Here is a 21,936-nt window from a genome sequence, read left to right as displayed (position 1 = left end):
GATGGTGGCGGCTACCGTCACTCGTATGAGATCACCGCTCCTGCACGCCTGGTCCATGTCTCCGGACAGATTCCGGCGGCGCCGGACGGCAGCCTCCCAGACGGATTTGCCGTCGCAGTGCCGACAGGTCTGGGCCAACCTGGCGGCCGCGCTGGCTCATCACGGGATGGGCCTGTCCGACCTGGTCAAGGTGACCACGTTCCTGTCAGACAGGGCGTATCAGGAGGAGAACTCCGCCATCCGGCGCGAGGTGCTCGGCGAGCACGCTCCGGCTCTGACGGTCATCATCACGGGCATCTACGACGAAGCGTGGCTGCTGGAAGTCGAGGCTGTCGCTGCGCGGTAGATGTTGTAGTCGGTCATGAGCGGAGCCACGGGACGGTGGCTGCGACAGTGACGGTGCCGAGGAAGACGTAGCCGCGCTTGTCATACCGGGTGGCCACGGCCCGTGACTGTTTGAGCTTGTTGATGGCCCTCTCGACGGTGTTGCGCTTCTTGTAGCGGTCCTTGTCGAAGGCGGGTGGCCGTCCGCCGCGTGATCCTTTGCGCAGGCGGGCGGCCTGGCTGTCGATCTTCTCGGGGATGGTGTGGCGGATGGCGCGTCGGCGCAGGTACCTGCGGCATGGGCCGTTGCTGTATGCCTTGTCAGCGGTGAGGCTGTCGGGCTTCTTGCGTGGTCTGGCCGGTCCGGGCCGGGGTATCCGGATCTTCTCCAGCACCGGCTGCAGTTGGGTGCAGTCGGCCCGTTGACCTGGTGTGACGATGAGGGCCAGCGGACGGCAGCGGCCTTCAGCACTCAGGTGGAGCTTAGTGGTGAAGCCGCCTCGCGATCGGCCAAGGGCCTCACCTGCTTCACCACCTCCCCCAGGCGAGCACGCAGGTTCCGCCACGGGGGTTCGTCCTGGTGTTCGATCACTGCGGCCCCCTTTTTGCCTGGCGGGTGCCGGTGGCGGAGTGGTGCGGGCTCCGGCCGTGTGCTGGTGCGCCCGCATGATGGTGGAGCCCACCGCGACGTCCCAGTCGATCTCACCGACGGTGCCTGCCGCGGCCTGGACCTGCTGCAGTGGATGCTCCCAGGTACCGTCGGCGGACCACAGCCGATGCCGCTCGTAGACCGTTTTCCATGGCCCGTACCGCTCCGGCAGATCACGCCACTGCACCCCGGTCCGCATCCGATGCGGAATCCCGTTGATCACCTGACGGTGATCCCGCCACCGGCCACAGCGACCATTACTCGCCGGCAGAAACGGGCGCAACCGTTCCCACTCGGCATCGGATAAGTCACCCCGGTCTACCGTCACACCCAGAACAACAACCCGACCAGCAAACAGTCACATGATCGCCCGGACAGCCCCTAGGCCGGCTCCTTTGGGGCGCGATCCTCCGCCGGGGCCGCCGCGGCCGGTGCGATCTGCAGCGGTGCCGTGGTCCCGCTGGTGAGCTCGCGCCCCTGGGCCAGGACGTGGCCGAGGGGCCTGGCCGGCGGCAGGTACGCGTCCGCGCCGGCTCGATCTACGGCCCGGAGAAAGAGGCCCTCGGTGCCCTGGCCACGACGCCGGAGCGGCGGGCCCGACGGGGCGCCGCCGCGACGTGAGGCCCTGGCCTAGAGACTCTCCTCAGCTGCCCGGATGGCGCGGCGGCTCACGACTCCTTGCGGCTGCGCTCATCCCCCTCCGGCCTCGTCGTAGGGCGCCCACCCCTTATCGAGAAGGTGGAACCCCGCATCGATGGCCGCCGCTGGATCGGGCTCACGGATGGCCATGAGCTGAATCTGCAGGGCAAACCGGACGTAGAAGCGGATCTCTGCGCTTGGCTCCTCCAGCCCGAATTCCTCGGTGATCGCCGCGACCAAGGCATCCTCGTGGCGCAACCACATCTTCTCCGCGTAGTCGACCAGAGCTGGCGTCTCCTCCATGAGAGCGAGTATTTGGCTCTGCGGCTCGGATTTGAGCGCGGCGATTTCGGAGAGGTAGTGGGCCTTCAGCGCGTCGGAGATCGAGGTCCCCGCCCTGCGGCCACTCACCGCGGCAATCAGGCGTTCATGCCGCTCACCTTCGTCACTGAAGACAAGCGCCTCCTTGTGTGGGAAGTGTGTGAAGACCGTCTTGGGCGACACATCGGCCGCATCCGCGATCTCGCGAACAGTCACCGCATCGAAGCCGCGTGCAAGGAAGAGCGTCATCGCCGCCTCCAGTATCGCCGCCCGCGTCGCCGCCTTCTTGCGCTCACGTCGCCCTGCCGTCGCTGCGTCCACCATGGCGCATACTCTACACCCGAACACTAAGTGCATTGACAGTAAAAGTAGTCTCGATATAGTGAGTGAGTGAGTGAAGTTCGAGGTTCTCGCTCATGGCGTACTCGTTGACGGTTACCGGGCTCCAAGCCATGAGGTTCAGCCCAGCCACTCGGCCTCCCCGGCCGCCGATCGGGAGTCGCAGGCACAAGCGAGCCGCGTCAATCGCCGGCGGGCCCTCCCGCCAACCCGGCTACCAGAAAGGGACCCCGACCATGTCCGAAGCAATTGACTCACGGTCTAAAAGTCGCGAGATGCCTGCCTCCCGCGTGCGCCTGCCTGCGCAGCGCCGAGTGGCGGGGGCGTTGCTCATCGCCGGGCCGGCGATCTTCCTGCTCGGGGAGTTTGTCGCCGCCGCAGCGTGGACCGACCCCGCCTACAGCTACACGCACCATTTCATCAGCAACCTCGGAGTCCACGGGCCCTCGACTCTGTTCGGGCAGTACATGTACTCGCCCCTGGCCTGGGTGATGAACGCCGGATTCCTCCTCTTCGGGATGACGATCCTGGCCGGAGTGGCCACGCTGCGCGATCTGTCGGATGGCCGCCGTTGGGCCATGCTCGCCCCCGCGACGCTGCTGGCCGTCGGGGGCGTCCTGCTCGCGCTGTTTCCCGGATCTGGCGAGGCACTCAACAACGGCACCGGCGAGTACCACAGCATGGGAGCCTTCGCCGGCTTCGTCGGTGGGAACGCGCTGGCCATCGTGCTCGGAAGCAGGTGGCGGCGCATCGGCATCTCTCCGCGAATGGGGCGAGCGCTGATCACGGTCGGCGTGATCGGTCTGCTCTCGATGGTGCTCTACCTCGCGATGATCTTTACCATGGGCGAGACCCCCATCGGCATCATCGGCCTCATCGAACGCGGCGCCGTTCACCCGTTCCTGATCGGCCTCATCTGCGCTGGAGCATCGATCTGGAACCCGACCGACCCGCGAGAACAGGGCACACGATCGAACGGGGAGCACCCCCTATGCCTCGGTACGCGCGATTCGTGACGACTGCGAATCGCAACCGTGATCTAGCTCATCGCTACTTTGGGGCTGGGACGCCTTCGGTTGCGACATGAGGTCGCACGTTGTGAGTGGTCACGAGAAGGGAGGCCCGGCGATGTCGGGACCGTGATCCAGGTCAGTGTCTGAGACCTGTCCCCGCTCTGGCGTGCGTCGCGGGTAACCGTGGGGTGCGAAGCCCAGAGGAAAGCCCAAGGGTGCCCGTTCCGTCCGGGGACCACAGGCGAGGGGAAGGCTGGAAGGGCGAACGACCGTGAATCCTCGCTGATGCCTCGTCACGTCCACACCGCGGGACGGGATGCTGACCGTGGTGAACAGGGCCGAGCCGTTGGAAGGCGGCGAACGGCGGCCGGGGACCAAATCGGACCGTGCAGACACCGTTGCCCCCGGGGTACAGAGGACGCCCGATCCCAGCCGCGTCTCATACGCGCGGAACATGGAAACCCCGTCGGGGTCCGCTCCAGGTCCAATCAGAGCGGTAGGCCGACCGCGAGGAGAGCTGAACTCCCGGCGGGAACAGGATGCCCAAGAAGCCAAGGCCGGCGGCCGAAAGGCATCGGGAAACCAGGACGGCAAGGTCGCTTCCTCCAGCGACGGTCTCGGATAACCGGCCGGATACCGGGCACGGTGCCCGGGCCCGAAAGGGCGCTGACGTGGGCAGGTGAGCCTTTGACGACGAAGCACCGACTCCGCTGGAACCGCAGGACGAGTTGGACGCCACATGGTGAACGGACCCGAGGATCTGCTGCGCCTGGACGCCGAGACGTGGGAGACCATCGGTTGGCGGGCGCAGGAAGAGCAGGTACGGCGGCTGCGGCGCAGGATCTTCGAGGCGGTTCGGGAGGAGGACTGGCCCAAGGCCGGAAACCTCCAGAAGCTGATGCCGCGAAGCCGGGCCAACACGCTCATGAGCGTGCGGCGGGTGACGCGGCGCAACGCTGGCCGCAAGAGCGCGGGCATCGACGGGGAGGTCGCGCTGACCTCCGAGGCCAGGGCCGGGGTGGCGGTGCGCGTGCGCGCCACGATCGGGTCCTGGAAGCCGCGCGCGGTCAGGCGGGTGCACATCCCGAAACCCAGCAACCCCGCCAAGCTCCGCCCGCTCGGCATTCCGGTGATCATGGACCGATGTCATCAGGCACGGGTCCGTAACGCGCTGGAGCCCGAGTGGGAGGCTCGGTTCGAGCCCCGATCGTATGGGTTCCGGCCAGGCCGGAGCTGCCAAGACGCGATCCAGTCCGTCTTCCAGGCCACCAGTCAGAAGCTGGCGAAACGGATGTGGGTACTGGATGCGGACCTGGCGGCGGCGTTCGACCGCATCGACCACACCCGGCTTCTGGAGGCCATCGGGTCGTTCCCCGCCAGGGACATGATCCGGGACTGGCTGAAGGCCGGGGTGTTCGAAACGGGCACGGGATTCTCGCCGACCGACGAGGGCACCCCTCACGGCGGCGTGATTTCCCCGTGCCTGCCGAACGTCGCGTTGCACGGGCTGGAAGAAGCCGCCGGGGTCAGCTACCGAACGGACGGCTGCCATGCCGGAGAGGCGGTGGCAGGACGCCCGATAGTGGTCCGCTACGCCGACGACATGATCGCCTTATGCCACTCCAGGCAGCGGGCCGAACAGGTCAAGGCGCGCCTTGACCAGTGGCTGGAACCCAGGGGTCTGATCTTCAATCAGGACAAGACCCGCATCGTTGGCCTCACCGAGGGGTTCGAGTTCCTGGGCGTCCTCATCCGCCGCTATCCCAACGGCGAGACGCTGACCACGCCGAGCCCCTCGGCGGTTAGGCGGCCGAAGCTGCGACTCGCGGCCGAGACGCGCAGCCCGCGCGGCTCGAACGCGCGGGCGGTCATAGCCCGGCTCGATCCCATCGCGCGGGGCTGGGCCGCCTACTACCGCAGCATGGTCTCGTCCAAGGTGTTCACCGCCTTGGACAACTACGTATGGAGGCTCACCTTCAAGTGGGCCAAGCGCGGCCATCCGAACAAGCCGAGGCGCTGGATCGTCGACCGGTACTACGGCAAGTTCGACAAGTTCGGGAACGACTGGTGGGTGTCCGGCGACCAGGAGACCGGCGCCTACCTCACCAAGTTCGCCCGGACCCCCATCGTCCGGCACACGCTCGTCCTGGGCCGAGCATCTCCCGATGACCCCGCCCTGGCCGAGTACTGGACCAAACGGCGTGCGCGGGTGAAGCCTCCGCTTGATCGCTACAGCCTCCGCCCGCTCACCAAGCGGGACGGCCGCTGCTCGCTCTGCCGGGACCACCCGCTCACGGCGGACCAGCCACCCGAATCGCCTGAACAATGGGCGCGATGGTGGTTGAACGTCGTCCGACGCGCGATAGCAGCCGACTATCTGACACACCACGGACGACCCGGCCCGACCGGCGATGGCCAGACCCGCCTCGTCCACGCCTCCTGCCATCGCGGCTACCTCGCCCGCCTGCGCAGGAGCCCAGCACAACACACCTGAACCGTCCTTCGCGGCTTGCTTGAGCCGTGTGCCGCGACGAGTGGCACGCACGGTTCTGAGGGGGCCCCGGTGCGGCAATGCACCGGGGCTACCCGGCGAGGAGGGCGCCCTGACGGGGTGCAGCTGACCGTTCAACCTCGTTGTCCACACCTCAAGGTTCGCTGTCACGGGACACCCAGCATGGCCGGTGGCGATCAAGGTGGCGCGCACCCTAGCATCGAACATATGAGCGAAGCGCGCTACCGGAAGATCATCAGGGAGAGCCGCCTCGCGGGCGCCGCCCTCGTCGCCGCTGGAGAGGTCTTCCCGTCGATGTTGTTCTCCTACCGGAAGTACGCCGACGCCGTCAACGACATCGCCGCCCTCGCCGAGCAGGCTGAAGGCGAGCGCCGGCAGCAGCTCACCGAGGAGCTGCTCGCCCTGTGGTGCGTCCTGACCGAGGCTCTGCTCAACCGCTACGAAGCCGCCATGGCCGAGCACGCCGGACGTCTCGGCAGCCCCGCCCAGGTTGAGGCCCGCCTCTACCCGCCGCTGCCCGGCGACGACGCCGCAGAGGAGGCTCGCCGTGCGTGGGAGCGCAGCATCCCCGGCCAGGCCGACCGATGGCGACGACTGGGGTTCGCTGGCCTGACCCAGGATCGCGGCCACGCCTTCTGGCGGATCATCCGCCTCGTGTGGCTGCTGGCCCACGGCCGCGGCGAGATCGAAACCTTCCCGACGCGGCTCGAGGAGCTGGTGCCCGAGCTGGCCGGCCAGCACGTCGAGCCGGTGCCGTAACGCGCGTCGGCCGCCAGCGGGGCTCACGGCGGCTTGGGCAGGGTGCTGCGATTGCCGTCACGGGCATCGCCCGGTCGCGCGACTCGGCTCCGCGACCACGTGGTCATCGACCCGGCTGAGGGGTGTGTGTTCTACGTCTGACCTTCGTCTAGGTGGGCGAGTGCGGGATGGACGAACAGCACCCGCCAACATAGACGATCAGTACGGGACAGGTTGAGACGACCTGCTTTCGGGCTAGATGAGTCCTAAGTCTGGCCAACGTCGGTCCCAGGAACCCTCGATAATCTTCGGATGCTGCGATTAGTCGTGACGCTCCTGACAATGACTCTGCTCGTCAGCGGCGGGAACCTCCTTATCGGACAGCTCGCCTTCGATGACCACGCCGCCCGTGCCGTCTGGACCTGGCGGACCAGCGGCGCGGCAGAGATCTGGCGCGACGGCTTCGTCCCGACGGAGGGCCTGAGCAAGATGCCGCAGGACGTGGAGAAGCTGATCGGCAGTGACGAGGAGTACGGCTCCGCCGTGGCCGGCCCGCTGCCCGCGGCCCCGAACAAGGCGCGGATCCGCTGGGACGACGGCTCCACCATGCAGGTCCCCGTGATCAGTGCGCGCCAGGCGCTGATCACGCTGTCCCCCTACGAAGAGGAGGCCTCCGCCCAGGACGATCGGGCGTACAAGCTGACCGCTGCCACCTTCACGACCATGCGCATGCGGACCCTTCGCGGCATGGCCACCGTCCCGGCGTGGCGGCTGTACTTCTCGAACCTGCCCGGCCCGATCGACCACGTTGCGGTCGACCGGGCCACGCTCGGCACCGTCGAGGACGCTGTCGGCGACCACCTGCCCCCTGACATCAGAGGCTTCGAGGTGCTCGACGAGCGCACCCTGCGGGTGAGCTATGAATACGGCCTCTGCAACAGCCACGAGAGGCCGACCGTCCACCTGCGGGCCGACGAGCGATCCGACGTCGTGGTCCTCGGAATTGAGGTCCAGGAGCGCGTCAGCGCCGGCCTGTGCCTGGGCGTTGGCGCATCTGGCGAGGGCGTCGTCCCGCTTGAGGAGCCGTTGCGTGATCGGGTGGTGCTGGATGCGAAAAGCCGGCTCCCCGTCTGTCTGCATTGGTCGGCCCCCTGCCGCGCCGGGTGACCTGCGGGCGCATCCTGATGCTGACGGCCGCCATCTGGCATAACCGAGCAACCGGCTGGCCCGCCGCCCAATCGCCGATCAGACTTGGGACTTACTCGTCTAGCACTCCATTCTGGTGATGTCGACTCACTGCCAGTCGTGGATCTTGATCCAGCCGGGGTCCTGGATGAGGATGCCGTACGGAGTGTCCAGCGTCGTGTACTTGCAGTTGGTGGGAATGTAGAAGCCGTCGACGTCCTTGACGCCGATTCCGTTCTCGTCGTGGCCGCTCTGCCCCAGGTTCAGCCAGTGCCAGGTGCGGGAGTCGCTGACGCCGCCCCAGTTGTCGGTGATCCGGATCAGCCAGTTGGTGTGGGTCCAGACCTCGCCGCACATTCCGATGGTGCATTCCCCGGCTAGCGCTGGGCCTGTTCCCGCGAGCGTCATGCCGGTGGTGAGGGTGAGCGCGAGTGCCGCTGCCGCGATGAGCCGACGCATGAAGTAACGCCCCCGAAGTCGTCTAAGCTTTGTGGAGAGTTGTCCCGTCAATCAAATCCCTGAAGATATAGGTCTTTGGTGAATGGGCGACATTGATCGACTGGAGCATATGTTTGCGGTCGGTTAGTTTCATGTCAGTAAATTGCGTGGCGCTGTTCGAATGAATGCGGGACGCCAATCGCACTACAGTCGGCGAGTCTGAAGGGTCAGTCGATCGCACCACAAGCGGCCTGGGGATAAGGATGAGTTTGACGCCGGTACCCGGGCCCCAATTGCCTTACACTCACGTCCATGACCGCGGCCATGATCGAGTTGGATGACGGTACGCAGCTACGCACGTGGACCACGGGCTCGGTCATCCCTCAGAGATTCCCCGTGGTCATGGTGCACGGCGGGCCAGGAGTTCCCGACTACCTCGCCCCGATCGCCGGCATCATCGACGACCTGTGCCTGGTCCACCGCTACGACCAGCGCGGTACCGGTGGCTCGCGCTGGGAGGGGGAGCACACGATCGCCCGTCATGTTGACGACTTGGCGTTGCTGCTGGATGCGTGGGGACACGACCAGGTTGTTCTGGTGGGGCATTCGTTCGGAACCAACATGGCCGGCTACTTCTTGCTGGCCCATCCCGAGCGCGTGGCCGGACTGATCCAGATCGCCGGCCCCTTCCTCGATCCCTGGCGGGAAGCCGACCAAGCAGCACAGCGAGCACGACGCACTGACGAGCAGCGGGCCAGGCTCGATGAACTCGATGCGATCGAGCCGCGCACCGACGCCGAGGAGATCGAGTACCTCACGCTGTCGTGGCTGACTGATCACGCCGACCGAACTCGGGCATGGGATTGGGCGCTGGCCTCAGCCCGCACGCTGCGGCCCATCAACTACGCGATGAACGCCCAGCTCAACGCAGCGAAGAAGGCCGACCCGCTCGAAGCGCACGTGGACGAACTGCGTGAGCGTCTGCCACCCGGCGCGGTGATCATCGGCGGGGCCGGAGACAGCCGCCCGGCTGACGCTCTGCGACGTCTGGGAACCCGCCTCAACTGCGAAACCATCGTCATCCCCGACGCGGGGCACCATCCATGGCTGGACGCACCAGACCAGTTCGGTGTGACGCTTCGCGCCGCAGTGGCGAGGCAGACCCAAGGGCCCAGCTAACGGCTCAATGATCGGCATGTGGGGACACGGCCGGGGCTCAGCGTAGACAGGCATCGGGGCATAGCAGCAGGGCACGTTGTGCCTCCAAGCCTCCGCTGGGGGCGGCCGAGCGCGCGCGTGGCCGTATGGCCGGACCGGCTGCTGTCGATCAACTCGGCGTCCCGCGGGAACCTGCCGTTCTTCCCAGCGCGCGGACTATCCCCGGTAGCCCAGCCGTTCTCATCAATGTCTTCAACGAGCGCGAGAACCTTGAACTGCGGCGTGAACTCGCCCGCCCGCCGCGGTGGCAGTTGCTACTAGGGTGCTGCTTGTGCTCTATGCCCTCTACGCCCGTCACCTGCGCTCTCGGCTGCTGAAGGGCCCACTCCCCGCCCACGTCGCCCTGGTGATGGACGGCAACAGGCGATGGGCCAAGGAGATGGGTCTGGACAACCCGAGCCAAGGACACCGCCACGGCGTCGAGCACATCGAGACCGTCATCGGCTGGTGCGCCGACCTCGACATCAGACACGTCACCATCTACGTCGCGTCCGTCGACAACGTTCGCAAGCGCGAGTCAGCGCAGGTCGCCTTCTACATGGGACTGATCGAGGAGATCATCGCGGGACGGCTGGTCGACTCGGCCCCCCGCTGGCGGCTCCACGTGGCGGGACGGCTCGACGAACTGCCCGACCCCACGGCCCACGCGCTCAAGCTCGCCGTCGACCGTACCCGCGACAGGGAAGGCTTTCACCTGACGCTCGCCATCGGGTACGACGGGCGGCAGGAGGTGGTCGACGCGCTCAGGTCCGTGCTGACCGAAAGGGCGGACGCGGGCGTGCCAATCGACGAGCTCGCCCGAACGATCACCGCGGACGACATCGCCGCCCACCTCTACACGGCCGGGCGGCCCGACCCGGACCTCATCATCAGGACAAGCGGGGAGCAGCGGCTATCGGGGTTCCTGATCTGGCAGTCGGCCACCGCCCGGCTCCACTTCTGCGAGGTGTACTGGCCGGGGTTCCGCCACATCGACTTCCTGCGCGCCCTCCGCTCCTACGCCGCCCGCCGCCCCTCATCCCACGAGACCTCGAACCCTCCACCCCGTAACCACAGCCCCGTGACCCCGTGACCCGCGTGACGCCCGCCGTCCCATGACCCGGTGACCGTCGTGACTCTCGTGACCCCCGATCCCATGACCCCGCCACCTCCCGGGGGTCACTCGCCTTTCGTCGCGACCAGAACGTGGCCGTGCAGGAGCGCGTGGAGGGCGCCGTCGGGCGCGGCGAACCGCTGGAGCGCCTCCCTGGGCGGCGATCCCTCCACCTCGGTGGTGATGAGGTCGTCGGCCGACTCGAACCGTATGCGGGGCCGAGCGCCAGGACTCTCCTGGAGCCGCCACGTACCGCAACGCATCCATGCCCTGATCCTGGTTGCCGGCGTCTCCGGCGGCTTGCCCAGCCTTTTGGTGCCCATGTGTTACCCCACTCGCCTCCGGCTGGCCGCCCAGGCCGCCCCGCGGCTACCCTGGAGCTATGGACGCCACCACGCCGGCCGCCGACGAGCAGCCCCAGGAACTGACTCCGGAGCAGCGCGCCGACATCAAGGCGCGCCTGCGCAGGTTGTTCGGCGAGCCCCCCGGCGAGATGCTCGATCTCGCTACCCACCGCGAGCAGCAGTTCGAGGATGCGCGCGCGGCCGCCCAGTGATCGCCACCGTAGGGCGGGTGCTCGACACGTCGGCCTTGACCGACTTCGCCACCCAGAGCACCCGCTACATGGAAGCCGTCGTCTGGATGCACGACACCTATGTCGGGTCGCTCGTCATCCCCGCGCCCGCCCTGACCGCCGCCTATGCCGCGGTCCCCGACCGGGCTCGCCCCGTCCTGGACGTCCTGGTCGGACTCGAGACGGTCGTCATCACTCCCATCGACCAGCACAACGCGGCCGCCATCGCAGACACGCTCCGTGCCGCGGGCATCAGTGCCCCCGAGGCCGTCACCGCCGCGAGCGTCGTGGACGCCGCGCTGCGCCGTCGCGTCCCCATCGTGACCGGCCAGCAGTTCCCGATCCGCGCGATCAGCGCCGATGTGGAACTCGACCTCATCCCCTGAACGAGGCGAAGACGTACACACGGCAGGCCGTTCCCTGCGATGTCCTGCCCGCTGGCCGACATCGCGGGGAGGATTCGCCGCTTGCGCCACAGCCTGGCCAGGCACCGGCACTTCTGCCGCGCCCCGATGCCACCCGTAGGTGGATCATGGGGCGCCGCGCAGAGGATCGGCTGAGGTGACGTCAGGCGGAGCGTCGTTCGCGTCGGCTTTCGCGTCGGCGATGCGCGCCTGGCAGGCGAGGGCGATGTCGCTCCACGATGCTCCCTGATCACGCAGGTTCATCACCGCCTGGCGCAAGGCCGCACGATAGACCGCGCGAGCCCAGGCCAGTTCATCGAGATCGTCCGCCTGCGGGCGCACCTGCACGATAGGGGCCGGTGGGGCGCCCAGGAGCAAGGTCAGCGTTTGCTGCGCGCCATCGTTATCTAGTGTTCTCGAGCGAAGTAGCTGGTCAGCAGCATGAAGGCTTGTAAGGCATGTCAGGCAAGTGTGCTGGCCGCGCTGCCGCACCGAGGTCCGAGTTGTCTGACGATAAAGGGGTGGTGGCGTTCAGCCGGACCAGCGATCATCTCCGGATGACCATCGAAGAGAGCGCAAGCGCGCAGCGAGGTCCTCTGGCCGGCCGTGTCGCGGTGGTGACCGGTGTGAGCCGGCAGGCCGGGATCGGGTTCGCCCTGACGCGGGAGCTGCTGGCCGCCGGTGCCAGGGTGCTGGTGCAGTCATGGACACCTCATGACGCTGATCAGCCGTGGGGCAGCGACCCGGCGGGGATGGCCGGCGTGCTTGAGGCCTTGGGCGGCCTGGGCGACCGGCTGGCGCATGTCCAGGCCGACTTCGCCGATCCGCTGAAGCCGGCGTGGGTGATCGAGCAGGCTGTCCAGCGGTTCGGGCACGTTGACGTGCTGATCGCGAACCATGCCCGCAGCTCGAAGCAGTCACTGGAGCAGGTGACCGCGGCTGAGCTCGATCTGGCTTGGGCGGTGAACGCTCGCGGCAGCGTGCTGCTGACTCAAGCGTTCGCGGCTCAACACGATGATCAGCGCCCCGGCGGCCGGGTGATCTTGTTCACCTCCGGCCAGCACCTGGGCCCCATGCCGACCGAGCTGCCGTATGCGATCAGCAAGGGCGCGATCCACCAGATGACCGCCAGTCTCTCCGAGGCGCTCGTCGATCGCGGCATCACCGTCAACACCGTCAATCCCGGTCCGGTTGATACTGGGTGGGCCGGCCCCGAACTGACCCGGCAGCTCGCCGGCGCCTTGCCCGCGGGCCGGTGGGGTCGGCCGGAGGAGGTGGCTCGCCTGGTGCGCTGGCTCGCCTCGGACGAGGCGGCGTGGATCACCGGACAGGTGATCAACTCCGAGGGCGGGTTCCGACGCTGGAAATGACAGCGCTGATGGGAAAGACCTATGACCCGGACCTACAGGAGGAGTCTGAAGGGTTTGATGACGCCCTCGGGCTAGAAGACCCAGGGAGTCCGCTGCCCCAGGCCGGCTCGCAGGCCCCCACCGGTTCGAGTCTGGCCCGCGTGCAGCGCGCCGACGGCCGGGCCGGTTGGGAGCCGGCCGCGCTCGCGTCGGTCGACCCGTCAAGTGGGACATCGCCCGGTTCCGAGACGCATGACTAACGTCCCGCACGTGTCTCACATCCATTGGATATCTGTAAGGCACGTACGTCGAGCGTGCCCATGTCTCACATGCCTGACGCTCGCAAAGCACCCAAGATAACTGGTCTGCAGCGCCGGCAGGGTGGCGGCATGGACGACGATGTTGTGCTGGGGCGATGCCGTGATCCATCGCCGGTCCCGCCGGACCGCTGGCAGCACGAGGGCGCTGGTCTCTGGGGCAGCCTCCGTGCTGCTCTCTGTGCTGGTTGGCCTGCCAGCTCCTGTGGCTGGCCTGTCAGGGGCAGGCGGCTGGTGGCGGCTCACGCGCCCGCCTGCAGAAGCAGGATGACCTCATCAGCCACCGCGGCCGGCATGTCCCCTCGAGGCAGTACGAGCCGGCGGCCGCCGATCTCGTACAGCACATGCGTATCGCTCTGGCCGACCTTCACCAGCTCGATCCCGCGCTGAGCGGCGGCCTCCCCCACCCGATCCCAGCCGGGAACCCGACGCCGGCACATGTCTGCGGTCACCAGCTGTGTCTCCCGCCACTGCTCCATGGTCACGATCGCGGGGTGGGCCTGCTGGTGAGACCAGACCCAGTCGGCGATCGGGTTGGACCGGCCGCCGCGCGCTCGACGATTCCACACCTGAAAGCCGGAGTACTTAGGCTGGGTCAGCATTCTGCGCACACGCCGGTCCGTCCACGGCATCTGCCCCTCCGCCAGCGGATGCCGGTCGAGGTCGGCGGCCAAGACGGCGGCGATCTCAGCGTCCTTCAGCCCCTCGACGCGGCGCAGCCGGAACACCTCCGCCACGGTGTCGGCCCGGCGCTGGTCGGGATGCAACGCCAAGCGCATCTTGGGCCGTCCGCCGCCGAACCGGTGGGCGGCCGCAGGCGCGTCGGGGTCCACCACCGCGATGTAGCCGTAGCAGTGCGCGCCGTGCCTGAACCCGTTGGCGGCGTGCTGGCGCTGGCCACGCCTGGACTGCTCCACCAGCTCATGCCGGTAGATCTCGGCGCGAACCTGTGCGCTGCGGCGCAGCTCCAGCTGTCCGGTGGTCATGCCGCCGCGGGGCTCGTTGGCGCATTCCAACGCCACTCCCCGGGAGGTGAGGTGGTGCTCGACCTGGAGGCTGGGCAGCATGTCGCGGACGACGCGGGAGATGCGTTCGCAGACCACCCGGTCGATCTCGCCACGCTCGACCCATTCCAGCAGGTCAGCCCGTCCACCGTCGCGGGGAACCGGCACGCCGAGCCGTGCGTAGTCCTCCGCTGTCCCTTGGCTGCGATCATCCAAGCCCAGCATGCCGGACTCGACGTCCCAGAAATGGGCGATGAAGTGCTCGCCTGGCGCCAGGAGCGCGCTGGCCTCGGACAGCTGCCCGGCTATCTATGAACGCGATCCTTGCCGGACGGGTGCTGACGGCGGCCCGGTAGCCGGGCAGGTCGCTGAGGTCGATGGGGGCGTCAAACATGAGGGCCGATCCTTGCGCTGGTCGAAGGGATACCGATGAGCCCTCCTGTTGCTGGGGAGGGCATCACCCCCACATACGTGGGGAGTATCCCCGCTGAGCGCGGGGCCGACGGGCCGCCGGTAAGGACAGCCCAAGCTGTCGCGACACACCCCACATGGGAGGCATCGCCGCGACCGCAACGACGCCTACCGTGCCATGCGGAACACACCTGCGGCAAGGGCAGCCACCTGGCGAGAGTAGGCCTGCCTACCCGATCATCTGAGGCCTGCCTATCCCGAGCACATCCGGGCGCGGGCGGCGCCGCTTGGGTAAGGTCTGCGCTACTTGGGAGGCAAACACATGCCCGGATGGGACGAGACGGTGGCGGCCACCACCGCCAGCGAAGTGAGTAGGGCTCTGCGGGACCCGGCGCGGCGCTGGCTGGACCTGGCCGTGCCGAGCTTCCCCGCGGCCGCGGAGGAGCTCATGGCGTGGCTGGACGACCCCCGTGCCTTCGACAAGGATCTCCATCCGGCGGCGTTCAACTCGGCGATGCAGGACTACGATCACGCGGCCAAACAGGGCCTGGGCACGAAGGCGAAGAATGTCCTGAGCGCAGAGCTGGCGCATGTCCAGCGTGTGCTCACGCCGTTGCGCGCCGGTGGCTGGTCGGGCGACCGGGAACCGGCCAGATCCGCACTGCGCGCGCTGCTCGGCAAGCTGGACGATCACGAGGTGCTCCGGGCGGCGTGGCGGGATCTATGGTCCAAGATCGACAAAAAGCAGACGTCGGCCGAAGCCATCGCGCCCCTGCGGGACGTGTTTCTCGAGCTCGCACGCCGAACAGGTCACTCCCTTGAGTTCGGCAGCGACTTCATCGCCCTCCTCCAGGGCGTCCTGGCCGATGACAGCTCGGCTGTAGCCGCCATGAAGTCCGCCCTCGGCGACATCCTCACGGTCGAGGCCGGACAGCAGGATGAAGATCCCCCTGCCCCGGCGGGCCTGACGATCGATGAGCGGAACGCCTTATGCGAGCGCTTCCTTGCCCTCCCCGCTCCAACGAGCTGGCACGCGGTCTGGCTGGTCTACGAAAAGGCCAGCATGCGGGTCATCTCCGCCGGACTGGGCGACATCTCCTTCTTCTCCAGCGAGTACGTCCCCAACGACGCGCAGGCCGCCTCAGCCAAGTGCAGCTCATACGCCAGGAACTGGACCACGACAGACGGCAAGGTCCTGGCCGAGATGCCCCACCGGCAAGGCCTGGTCAACGTTCGCGTCTTCCTCCCCGCACGCTTATACGCCGATCCGGTCACCGTCGCCCGCGACCACGTGGACGCGCTGGTCGCCGTCGGAAAGTTCCACGCCGGCATCGGGCACGACGACTGGCACCTGGCCGAGGGACACACCCACATCAGCCAAGGGAGCCCTTCGGAACGGTACTTCCGGCTCGGCGCCGATGCCGCGCAACAGCATGTGGATCACGAACGCCGGTCGGCGGTGTTCAGCGCGATGGAGGCGTTCTGGAAACAAAAGGACGGCTCGCCCTCCATGGACGACGACCGTCTGGCCGAAGCAGTCGACCTGCTGCGCTGGTGGCAAGCCGCCCAGGAACAGGCGCCGCTGGCACGCGTGATCGCGGACGTCCGGGTGATCGAAACCGCCTCCTCACGCATCGGCCCCGGGAAGTGGCAGCAGCACCTGACCATGTTCCTGAAGCCCGCCTGGATCGTGCACTCCATGCACGGCCACCTGCGCGACACCCTGCATGAGGCTCTCGGCGGCGCATCGGATGGACTCAGCCCCCAAGCTCGCGAGCGACGCCAGACGGTGGCCGCCGCGACACGACGCACTGACGATCTCCCCTGGATCGGGCTGGTTCCCGGCACCACCCAGGCCGCCTTGACCGAGCTGCTGGACATCTACCCCGAACACCATCACACCCGGCGTCGACTGCGCACCCTGGCCAGCCGCTTGGCAACCACGACGCCTTCAACCAGTGGCGCGCATCGCTCGACACCCGCTGGACCCATCTGCTCGACAGGCTGGTACGCATCCGCAACGCGATCAGCCACGGTGGCCCCGCGACCGCCGGCGCCGTACGATCCGTCGCCTTGTTCGCCAGCCAGCTCAGCGCCTGGGAGGTACAGCTCGCCCTGGAGGCCGCCCTGAAGAACATCAGCCATGAAGCAGCTCACCAGGAATTCAAAGCCGACAACGACCTCCTCAGCACGATCCACAAAGCGGCCACGCCCAGGGATGTGATCCACGACTCCGCAGTGCCGTCACCTCCCCCGCGTAGGTAGCCGCTACTCTAGGACGGCCTGTCCTGGCTCTCAAACGGTTCGCCGAGCTTCACGCTCCCGGCTTTCCTGATGTGTGGTTATGACACCATGAGGGCGAGCGTGACCGCCGTGGCGGCGACCCCCGCGACGGCGCCCGCGAGCACCTGGGCGGGCGTGTGATGAGACACCTGAACCCTGGCCCACCCGATCACCGCCACCAGCACGGCGCCCACCACCACGACCGGCACCGCCGGCAGCACATGCGCGAACACCACGGCGGTACCCGCCGACACCCCCGTGTGGAAGCTGATCTTCCACCACAAGGTGATCGGCCCCATCACCAGCACCCACTCCAGCATCACGGCCGCCGACGCCGTCACCACCCCAGGAGCGTCCAACACCGCGAGCACGGCCAGGCCGACCGCCACGGCGGCGAACCCTGCCGCCATCGGGCCCTTCCGCGACTTCCGCTCCACCAGGTGAATCGAATCCAGGCGGCCCCGCCGCACCCCGACCGCGATCACGGCTGCGGGGACGCCCGCGCACAACGCCGCGGCCAGCAGCCCCCACGCCAGCCCCTGCCACCCCTCGGCGAGCAGCCCGGCCGCCGGCGGCATGGCGATCGCCACGTACTGCGGGGCGAACACCTCCGTCACCGCGCGCGCGACAGCTCCACCACGTCGGGTCGCTCCTGCAGCCGCTTCCACGCCTTCCACACGCTGATCAGCCATTGCGCCTCCTCGGCGATCTCTGAGCCCTGGACGCTCGAGGGAATGCTCCCTCAAACTGGTCAGGACGTCGTTGCACGCGTGTGCAGGTTTCGCATGATCCTTGACCGTTACCACTGCGTCCGTCGTGCCGGGCGCCTAGGATGAAGGCGTGCGACTCCAGCCCAAGGCGACCCGCCCGACGCCACCACGGTGTCGAGCGGTGACGTGGCCCCTGGCGTGTCGCGCGCTGCTCATGGTGGTGATTGCGTTCTTCACCACAGTGTTCTCGCCCCCTGCCGGCAGGGCTGAAGCGCTTTCTGCGTCTCCGCTTGTACGCCAGTAACGGCGCTCTTCCTCGCATTTGCCTTGGGCAGGGCGGGCTGGTGTGCCGCCATAGAGGAGCGCCGCAGTGGCATCGGCCGCCTTGCCCTTCCGGTTCGGAAGGAAGAGGGCGCACGCAGTGATCAACTTTTGGCCGGAGGCCCCACTCTGGCAGCAGATAGTCTCCGCCGCATGGCCTCCCCTCTGCGCGTTGGGGGTCGTCCTAGCCAGGATGGCCAAGGCAACCATGCCAGCTGGCAGCAGGGATCGAAGGAGGCTCTTGGAGAGGTGGCTTGAGCACCGCCGGGCGGTGGTGGCGGCCCGCCGCGAGCATCGTACGGCGAGGCGCCAGGAACGTCGTGAACGGCGCCAGGCCAGACGTGCGGAACGTGCGCGGCGGCGGGAGGAGCGGCAGCTCCGATGGCAACGTCAGATCGGGACGCAGATCTGACGTTGATCCGCCCCATCGGCGCCGACGGGCGGGGCGGGGGGTGACCTTCGCTCCAGGGCAGGTGCAGCAGCTTGCGCGGTTCCTGGATTCCAGGGTGAGCTGGTGGACCGCCCGGACCAGGGCGGCCGGATGGTGACCACCTTCCCGCTCAGCAGCGGCCATGACATGGATGTGGCCGCTGCTGAGCCCGCTGATCGATGATCTGCGCCAGTGATCGGGCTGGGGAAAGGGCCGGGGGAAGATCCAGCGCCGACCGGCAGCTTGCGGACGTCAGCCTGCGGCAGCACAGGGCAGCGGCCGGCCGCAGGCGTTCCGCCCGGGCGGACAGCGTCTGGTCAGCCGCGCCCAGAGGGGGGAGGCGCCTGGCCTGCACGGAGCGGCAGGACGCGGATGGGGCGGTAGCGGCCTGATCGCAAGGGAAGCAAGGGCAGCCACATCTCCGGTGGTGCCGGCTGCCAGCCGTGGGTGCGCAGGACGTCCCGGAGCCAGGCTTCGACCTGTTCGGGTGGCATCCCGCGGCGTGGCGGCTGCACTTCGGTGGCCGCGCCGGGGAGGGTGAGCTGCCAGCCTCCGGTGGGTCCGGGTCTGCCCCAGATCCAGCGTAGCCAGGCGGTGCGCAGGCCCGGCAGGTAGACCAGGGTGTCGTCGTTCATGGCGTGCCTGCCGAGGTCGGGCTGGTGCGGGAGGCGGGGGCGGTGCACAGGGTGGCCAGGACCCGGTCGGCCTCCCAGGTGTCGGCCAGCGCGCGGTGGGCGCCGCCCAGGGGCAGCCACCAGTGGGTGCGCCGCCAGGTCGCCAGGGCCTGCATCAGGCAGGCCCAGCGCTCCCGTTCGGGTAGTTCGGCGGGATCTCGCCCGGCCGCCTGGTGGGTGGCGGCCACGCGGCCGTGGTCGAAGTCAGCGTTGTAGGCCAGGATCGCTGCAGATCCGACGGCGTCCAGGAAGCGGGGCAGGACCTGGTCCCAGGTGGGTGCGTCGCGCAGGTCGGCGGCGCTGATGCCGTGCACGGCGTACGCGCCGGCGCTGATCGCCGCCGGGCCGGGGTTGACGAGGGTGTCCAGCAGAACGCGGCCGGAGCCGTCGGCGGCCAGGACGGCGAGTTCGATGATCACTCCGTTCAGGTCGGTGGTCTCGCAGTCGACGATGACCGCCTGTCCGGGACGGCGCATCCGCCGAGCCCACGCGATGATGTCGCCGACCTCGCCGGACAGCCGCACGTGGTCGGCGTGCCGGGCGGCGGCCGGGTGCGTGAGGAGGGCCTGCTCGACCTGCTCGCGGGTGGGGGCGCCGTCGAGGCCGGGTTCCCAGTCCACGATCCACATGTCCTGGCGGGTGTCCCAGCGCGGCCAGACCTCGATCTGGTGCTGGTGCGCCAGGTCGGCGGCAAAGCCGCGGATCGCGGTGGCGCGGCTGATCGGCAGACGGGTGTGCTCGCGCAGCGGGGAGGGCCGGCCTGGGCGGACCGCGCGCACGGCCTCCCAGTCCACCCCGGGTATCGCGAGGGCGTCTTCGAGGTCGCCGAGAGTGAACTGCGGTACGGCGATGTCCTTGATCAGGCGGCCGCGGTGATCACGTAGTTCCCGTAGCTCGTGCCGGACGGGGGCGAGCCAGCCGGCCGCCAGCAGGTAGTCCAGGTCAGTGCGGCGGATCTCCAGGTGCTCGGCCGCGAGCGTGGGGCCCAGCAGCCGGGCGCGGCGCACCTGGTCCACCGTGGCTTCGTCGCCGGCGAGCGCGGCGATGTCGGCGCGGGCGTAGCGGTCGAAGCGGCCCGGCCGCATGCCGCGCTCGGCCGCGTGGCGGGCCAGTTCGGGTTCGGTCCAGCCGAGCCAGGCGGCGGCGTCGCCGGGGGTGATGGAGTCGGCCAGCCATGCCTGCCGGGCGGCGACCACCACGGCGAGCGGGCTGCCGGGCCCTTCGGCCAGTAAGGCAGCGGCGCGCGGATCGAACAGCGGCCAGCCCTCGTACTCCCCCACCGGTTCCAGAACGCCGCGGTCGGCGAGGTCGGTGATGTCGCACGCCTGCACCGGCAGGCCGGTCGCGGCGGCCAGGCTCTCGGCGATGCGACGCGCGCCGAGCGGCTGCGGCGGGATGCGCGCCACGAGGTCGCGGTCGGCGATTAGCCCGGCGGACAGGGCCCGGGTCCAGTACGGCGGCCGGTCGGGGGCCGGGATCACCGCGGCGTCGCGACCGCGCCGCCATGCCGCATAGTCCAGGCCCAGCGCGGCGCGCAGCTCGTCGTCGGCGAAGTCGTCGGGGATGGCCTGCAGCAGCCGCTCCCGGTCGGCGATGAGCTGGTCGACCAGCGGCCCGCTCCACCGCGGGGTCTTCAGATCGGGGTCGGGAATCAGGCCGGCAGCGCGGGCCCGGCCGAACTCGCCGTCGGTGAAACGCAACGCCTAACGCAGCTGGGCAGCGGTGTGGGCGAGGGTTCGCCGCCCCCGGCCGGTGCGAGCAGCCTCGCGAGGCGGGAGGAGAGCGCCGGAACTGGCCGGTCGGGCATGGGCGACACCGTCGTCCTCAGTGGCATCTGGGCCGACGTCGTGGCCGGCATCGGAGGCGATGCCAGAGCCGACGTCGGGGGCGGTGCCGTGAGGGTGGGGGTGCGTCATGGCAGGCTTTCCTCGCGCGACCAGCCCATGACCGGTGCGCGATCCCGCGGAAAGTGCGAGGTGACGGCAACGGCGTACGGCGCCACCACGGGACGGCGGCGCTCGCTGAACCACTCGCGGCTGATGCCAGACACACCTTCTCAGCCGAGAAGCAGGAGGCACCTTCGCCCTGACAGGCCGGGGTGTCATGGGCGCCCCGGCGGGCTTCGGCCATGTCCGCGTGGCCGCGTCCCCACGTTAGCCGCTCGCCGGGCGCGCGCACCACCCCTTGCCTCCGCCACCCTGTTCACGGCCTGTCGCCGTCGCGGGCGGGGCGGGCCAAGCGTTTCATGTGCTCGCGTACTCATCTGCCGCAGGAGCACGGCGCTGGCGGCGGGGCGAAGATGCGCGGGGACAAGGGCCTGACTCGTGTACCTCGTCACGGTGGTCGGCAAGCTCGGCGGGTGGTTGGGAGATGGATGCCGGACGGCGGCGTGGGCGTGCGGTGGTCCACCACCGGATCGGACCAGCGTGGTGTCTGCATATCGTGGTCGGGGATGAGGGCCGGCGGCTTGAGCGCGGGCCAGCTGCTCGGCGCTGATATCCATGGCGGCTTGCAGCTGGGACGCGTTGTGCGCCGTCGTGCGGCCCTTACTGGTCGTCATGAGGGATGACACCTTCTGGACGACAGTGACGCCGCTGGCACCACTGCAAGGGCGAGGAACGCTTTCCAACGTGACGTGCGCCTGTGACAGTTCGTCCGCCTTGTAGGACTTGCACATGGCGGCGGTCTGCGTACGGTGTGCTAAGCACCTTCGCCTGCCCTCCACGCAGTGGTGGCAGCCTGCCCCTCAATCACCTTGCAGGAGACCGCAGATGCCGGACTGGGACGCCGAGACCTACATCGCGCTCGGCAGCGCGGCCGTCGCCCTGGCCGGCGTCGTCTACAACGTCGGCATGAAGAAGATCTCCCGGCGGTCCGCGGTCGCCAGCGAGAAGTCGGCCGGGAGGGCGACCAAGAGCTCACCCGCGACCTGATCCGCGCCGCCGCCACCCTCGGCTGCGACTGACGGGTCTCCTCAAGGGGCCGCGCCC

21 protein-coding genes are annotated in these 21,936 nt (G+C 68.7%); 12 read left to right on the top strand and 9 right to left on the bottom strand.

Translation table 11 applies throughout. The features are described 5' to 3' along the window. Window positions 1–25 precede the first annotated feature (25 nt). On the top strand, window positions 26–346 hold the full coding sequence (locus tag ACWEJ6_RS48720; protein ID WP_452432249.1) for a RidA family protein: 321 nt from the start codon (window positions 26–28) through the stop codon (window positions 344–346). Window positions 347–359: 13 nt separating this feature from the next. On the opposite strand, the gene ACWEJ6_RS48715 is transcribed toward ACWEJ6_RS48720, so the two are convergent. Together ACWEJ6_RS48715 and ACWEJ6_RS48710 are read right to left on the bottom strand one after the other, a co-directional pair. Next, window positions 360–1,301, bottom strand: a complete 942-nt coding sequence (locus ACWEJ6_RS48715) for an IS5 family transposase (protein ID WP_452432247.1) — start codon at window positions 1,299–1,301, stop codon at window positions 360–362. Window positions 1,302–1,663: 362 nt separating this feature from the next. Continuing rightward, complete coding sequence (locus tag ACWEJ6_RS48710; RefSeq protein ID WP_452432245.1) at window positions 1,664–2,257, bottom strand: TetR/AcrR family transcriptional regulator; 594 nt, start codon at window positions 2,255–2,257, stop codon at window positions 1,664–1,666. A gap of 290 nt (window positions 2,258–2,547) precedes the next feature. On the opposite strand from ACWEJ6_RS48710, the gene ACWEJ6_RS48705 reads away from it, so the two are divergent. The 4 genes from ACWEJ6_RS48705 (at window position 2,548) to ACWEJ6_RS48690 (ending at window position 7,702) form a co-directional block, all read left to right on the top strand. Further along, window positions 2,548–3,288, top strand: coding sequence for a DUF998 domain-containing protein (locus tag ACWEJ6_RS48705; protein ID WP_452432243.1), 741 nt, complete (start codon window positions 2,548–2,550; stop codon window positions 3,286–3,288). Window positions 3,289–4,027: 739 nt separating this feature from the next. Beyond that, window positions 4,028–5,779 (top strand): reverse transcriptase domain-containing protein, encoded by a 1,752-nt coding sequence (locus ACWEJ6_RS48700; RefSeq protein WP_452432241.1) that lies wholly within the window; start codon window positions 4,028–4,030, stop codon window positions 5,777–5,779. Between the two features lie 225 nt (window positions 5,780–6,004). Further along, window positions 6,005–6,556, top strand: coding sequence for a hypothetical protein (locus tag ACWEJ6_RS48695; protein ID WP_452432240.1), 552 nt, complete (start codon window positions 6,005–6,007; stop codon window positions 6,554–6,556). A gap of 321 nt (window positions 6,557–6,877) precedes the next feature. Beyond that, complete coding sequence (locus tag ACWEJ6_RS48690; protein WP_452432238.1) at window positions 6,878–7,702, top strand: hypothetical protein; 825 nt, start codon at window positions 6,878–6,880, stop codon at window positions 7,700–7,702. A 126-nt stretch (window positions 7,703–7,828) separates the two neighbouring features. On the opposite strand, the gene ACWEJ6_RS48685 is transcribed toward ACWEJ6_RS48690, so the two are convergent. After that, on the bottom strand, window positions 7,829–8,179 hold the full coding sequence (locus tag ACWEJ6_RS48685) for a hypothetical protein (protein ID WP_452432237.1): 351 nt from the start codon (window positions 8,177–8,179) through the stop codon (window positions 7,829–7,831). Between the two features lie 291 nt (window positions 8,180–8,470). On the opposite strand from ACWEJ6_RS48685, the gene ACWEJ6_RS48680 reads away from it, so the two are divergent. Together ACWEJ6_RS48680 and uppS are read left to right on the top strand one after the other, a co-directional pair. Continuing rightward, the gene (locus ACWEJ6_RS48680) at window positions 8,471–9,337 is read left to right on the top strand and encodes an alpha/beta fold hydrolase (protein ID WP_452432236.1); all 867 of its coding nucleotides are present in this window, start codon (window positions 8,471–8,473) and stop codon (window positions 9,335–9,337) included. Window positions 9,338–9,647: 310 nt separating this feature from the next. Then, window positions 9,648–10,448, top strand: a complete 801-nt coding sequence (gene uppS / locus ACWEJ6_RS48675; protein ID WP_452432235.1) for a polyprenyl diphosphate synthase — start codon at window positions 9,648–9,650, stop codon at window positions 10,446–10,448. Window positions 10,449–10,534: 86 nt separating this feature from the next. On the opposite strand, the gene ACWEJ6_RS48670 is transcribed toward uppS, so the two are convergent. Continuing rightward, on the bottom strand, window positions 10,535–10,792 hold the full coding sequence (locus tag ACWEJ6_RS48670; protein ID WP_452432233.1) for a hypothetical protein: 258 nt from the start codon (window positions 10,790–10,792) through the stop codon (window positions 10,535–10,537). A 59-nt stretch (window positions 10,793–10,851) separates the two neighbouring features. Here ACWEJ6_RS48670 and ACWEJ6_RS48665 point away from each other — a divergent pair, with 59 nt between their 5' ends. Together ACWEJ6_RS48665 and ACWEJ6_RS48660 are read left to right on the top strand one after the other, a co-directional pair. After that, window positions 10,852–11,025 carry a hypothetical protein gene (locus ACWEJ6_RS48665; RefSeq protein ID WP_452432231.1) on the top strand — a complete coding sequence of 58 codons (174 nt, stop codon included), beginning with the start codon at window positions 10,852–10,854 and terminating at the stop codon, window positions 11,023–11,025. A 17-nt stretch (window positions 11,026–11,042) separates the two neighbouring features. Beyond that, a complete protein-coding gene (locus tag ACWEJ6_RS48660) occupies window positions 11,043–11,429 on the top strand; it encodes a hypothetical protein (RefSeq protein ID WP_452432229.1) in 387 nt (128 codons plus the stop codon). 144 nt (window positions 11,430–11,573) lie between these two features. Here ACWEJ6_RS48660 and ACWEJ6_RS48655 read toward each other — a convergent pair whose 3' ends face one another. Then, window positions 11,574–11,795 (bottom strand): hypothetical protein, encoded by a 222-nt coding sequence (locus ACWEJ6_RS48655; RefSeq protein WP_452432228.1) that lies wholly within the window; start codon window positions 11,793–11,795, stop codon window positions 11,574–11,576. A gap of 209 nt (window positions 11,796–12,004) precedes the next feature. On the opposite strand from ACWEJ6_RS48655, the gene ACWEJ6_RS48650 reads away from it, so the two are divergent. After that, window positions 12,005–12,817 carry an SDR family oxidoreductase gene (locus tag ACWEJ6_RS48650; RefSeq protein ID WP_452432226.1) on the top strand — a complete coding sequence of 271 codons (813 nt, stop codon included), beginning with the start codon at window positions 12,005–12,007 and terminating at the stop codon, window positions 12,815–12,817. A 538-nt stretch (window positions 12,818–13,355) separates the two neighbouring features. On the opposite strand, the gene ACWEJ6_RS48645 is transcribed toward ACWEJ6_RS48650, so the two are convergent. Then, window positions 13,356–14,342, bottom strand: a complete 987-nt coding sequence (locus ACWEJ6_RS48645; protein WP_452432224.1) for a recombinase family protein — start codon at window positions 14,340–14,342, stop codon at window positions 13,356–13,358. Between the two features lie 508 nt (window positions 14,343–14,850). Here ACWEJ6_RS48645 and ACWEJ6_RS48640 point away from each other — a divergent pair. Continuing rightward, on the top strand, window positions 14,851–16,659 hold the full coding sequence (locus ACWEJ6_RS48640; protein WP_452432222.1) for a hypothetical protein: 1,809 nt from the start codon (window positions 14,851–14,853) through the stop codon (window positions 16,657–16,659). Between the two features lie 211 nt (window positions 16,660–16,870). Here ACWEJ6_RS48640 and ACWEJ6_RS48635 read toward each other — a convergent pair whose 3' ends face one another. From ACWEJ6_RS48635 to ACWEJ6_RS48625, 3 genes are all read right to left on the bottom strand, one after another. Further along, window positions 16,871–17,428: a hypothetical protein gene (locus ACWEJ6_RS48635; protein WP_452432221.1), complete on the bottom strand. Its 558-nt coding sequence runs from the start codon at window positions 17,426–17,428 to the stop codon at window positions 16,871–16,873. Between the two features lie 1,161 nt (window positions 17,429–18,589). Beyond that, window positions 18,590–18,907 carry a hypothetical protein gene (locus tag ACWEJ6_RS48630; protein ID WP_452432220.1) on the bottom strand — a complete coding sequence of 106 codons (318 nt, stop codon included), beginning with the start codon at window positions 18,905–18,907 and terminating at the stop codon, window positions 18,590–18,592. Beyond that, window positions 18,904–20,646, bottom strand: coding sequence for an exonuclease domain-containing protein (locus tag ACWEJ6_RS48625; protein ID WP_452432218.1), 1,743 nt, complete (start codon window positions 20,644–20,646; stop codon window positions 18,904–18,906). The genes ACWEJ6_RS48630 and ACWEJ6_RS48625 overlap by 4 nt, the downstream gene beginning before the upstream one ends. 1,071 nt (window positions 20,647–21,717) lie before the next feature. Here ACWEJ6_RS48625 and ACWEJ6_RS48620 point away from each other — a divergent pair. After that, the gene (locus ACWEJ6_RS48620) at window positions 21,718–21,879 is read left to right on the top strand and encodes a hypothetical protein (protein ID WP_452432217.1); all 162 of its coding nucleotides are present in this window, start codon (window positions 21,718–21,720) and stop codon (window positions 21,877–21,879) included. Window positions 21,880–21,936 lie beyond the last annotated feature (57 nt).

The organism is Nonomuraea sp. NPDC004702, assembly GCF_053601695.1.
This window is presented reverse-complemented; position numbering and strand designations above follow the sequence as displayed.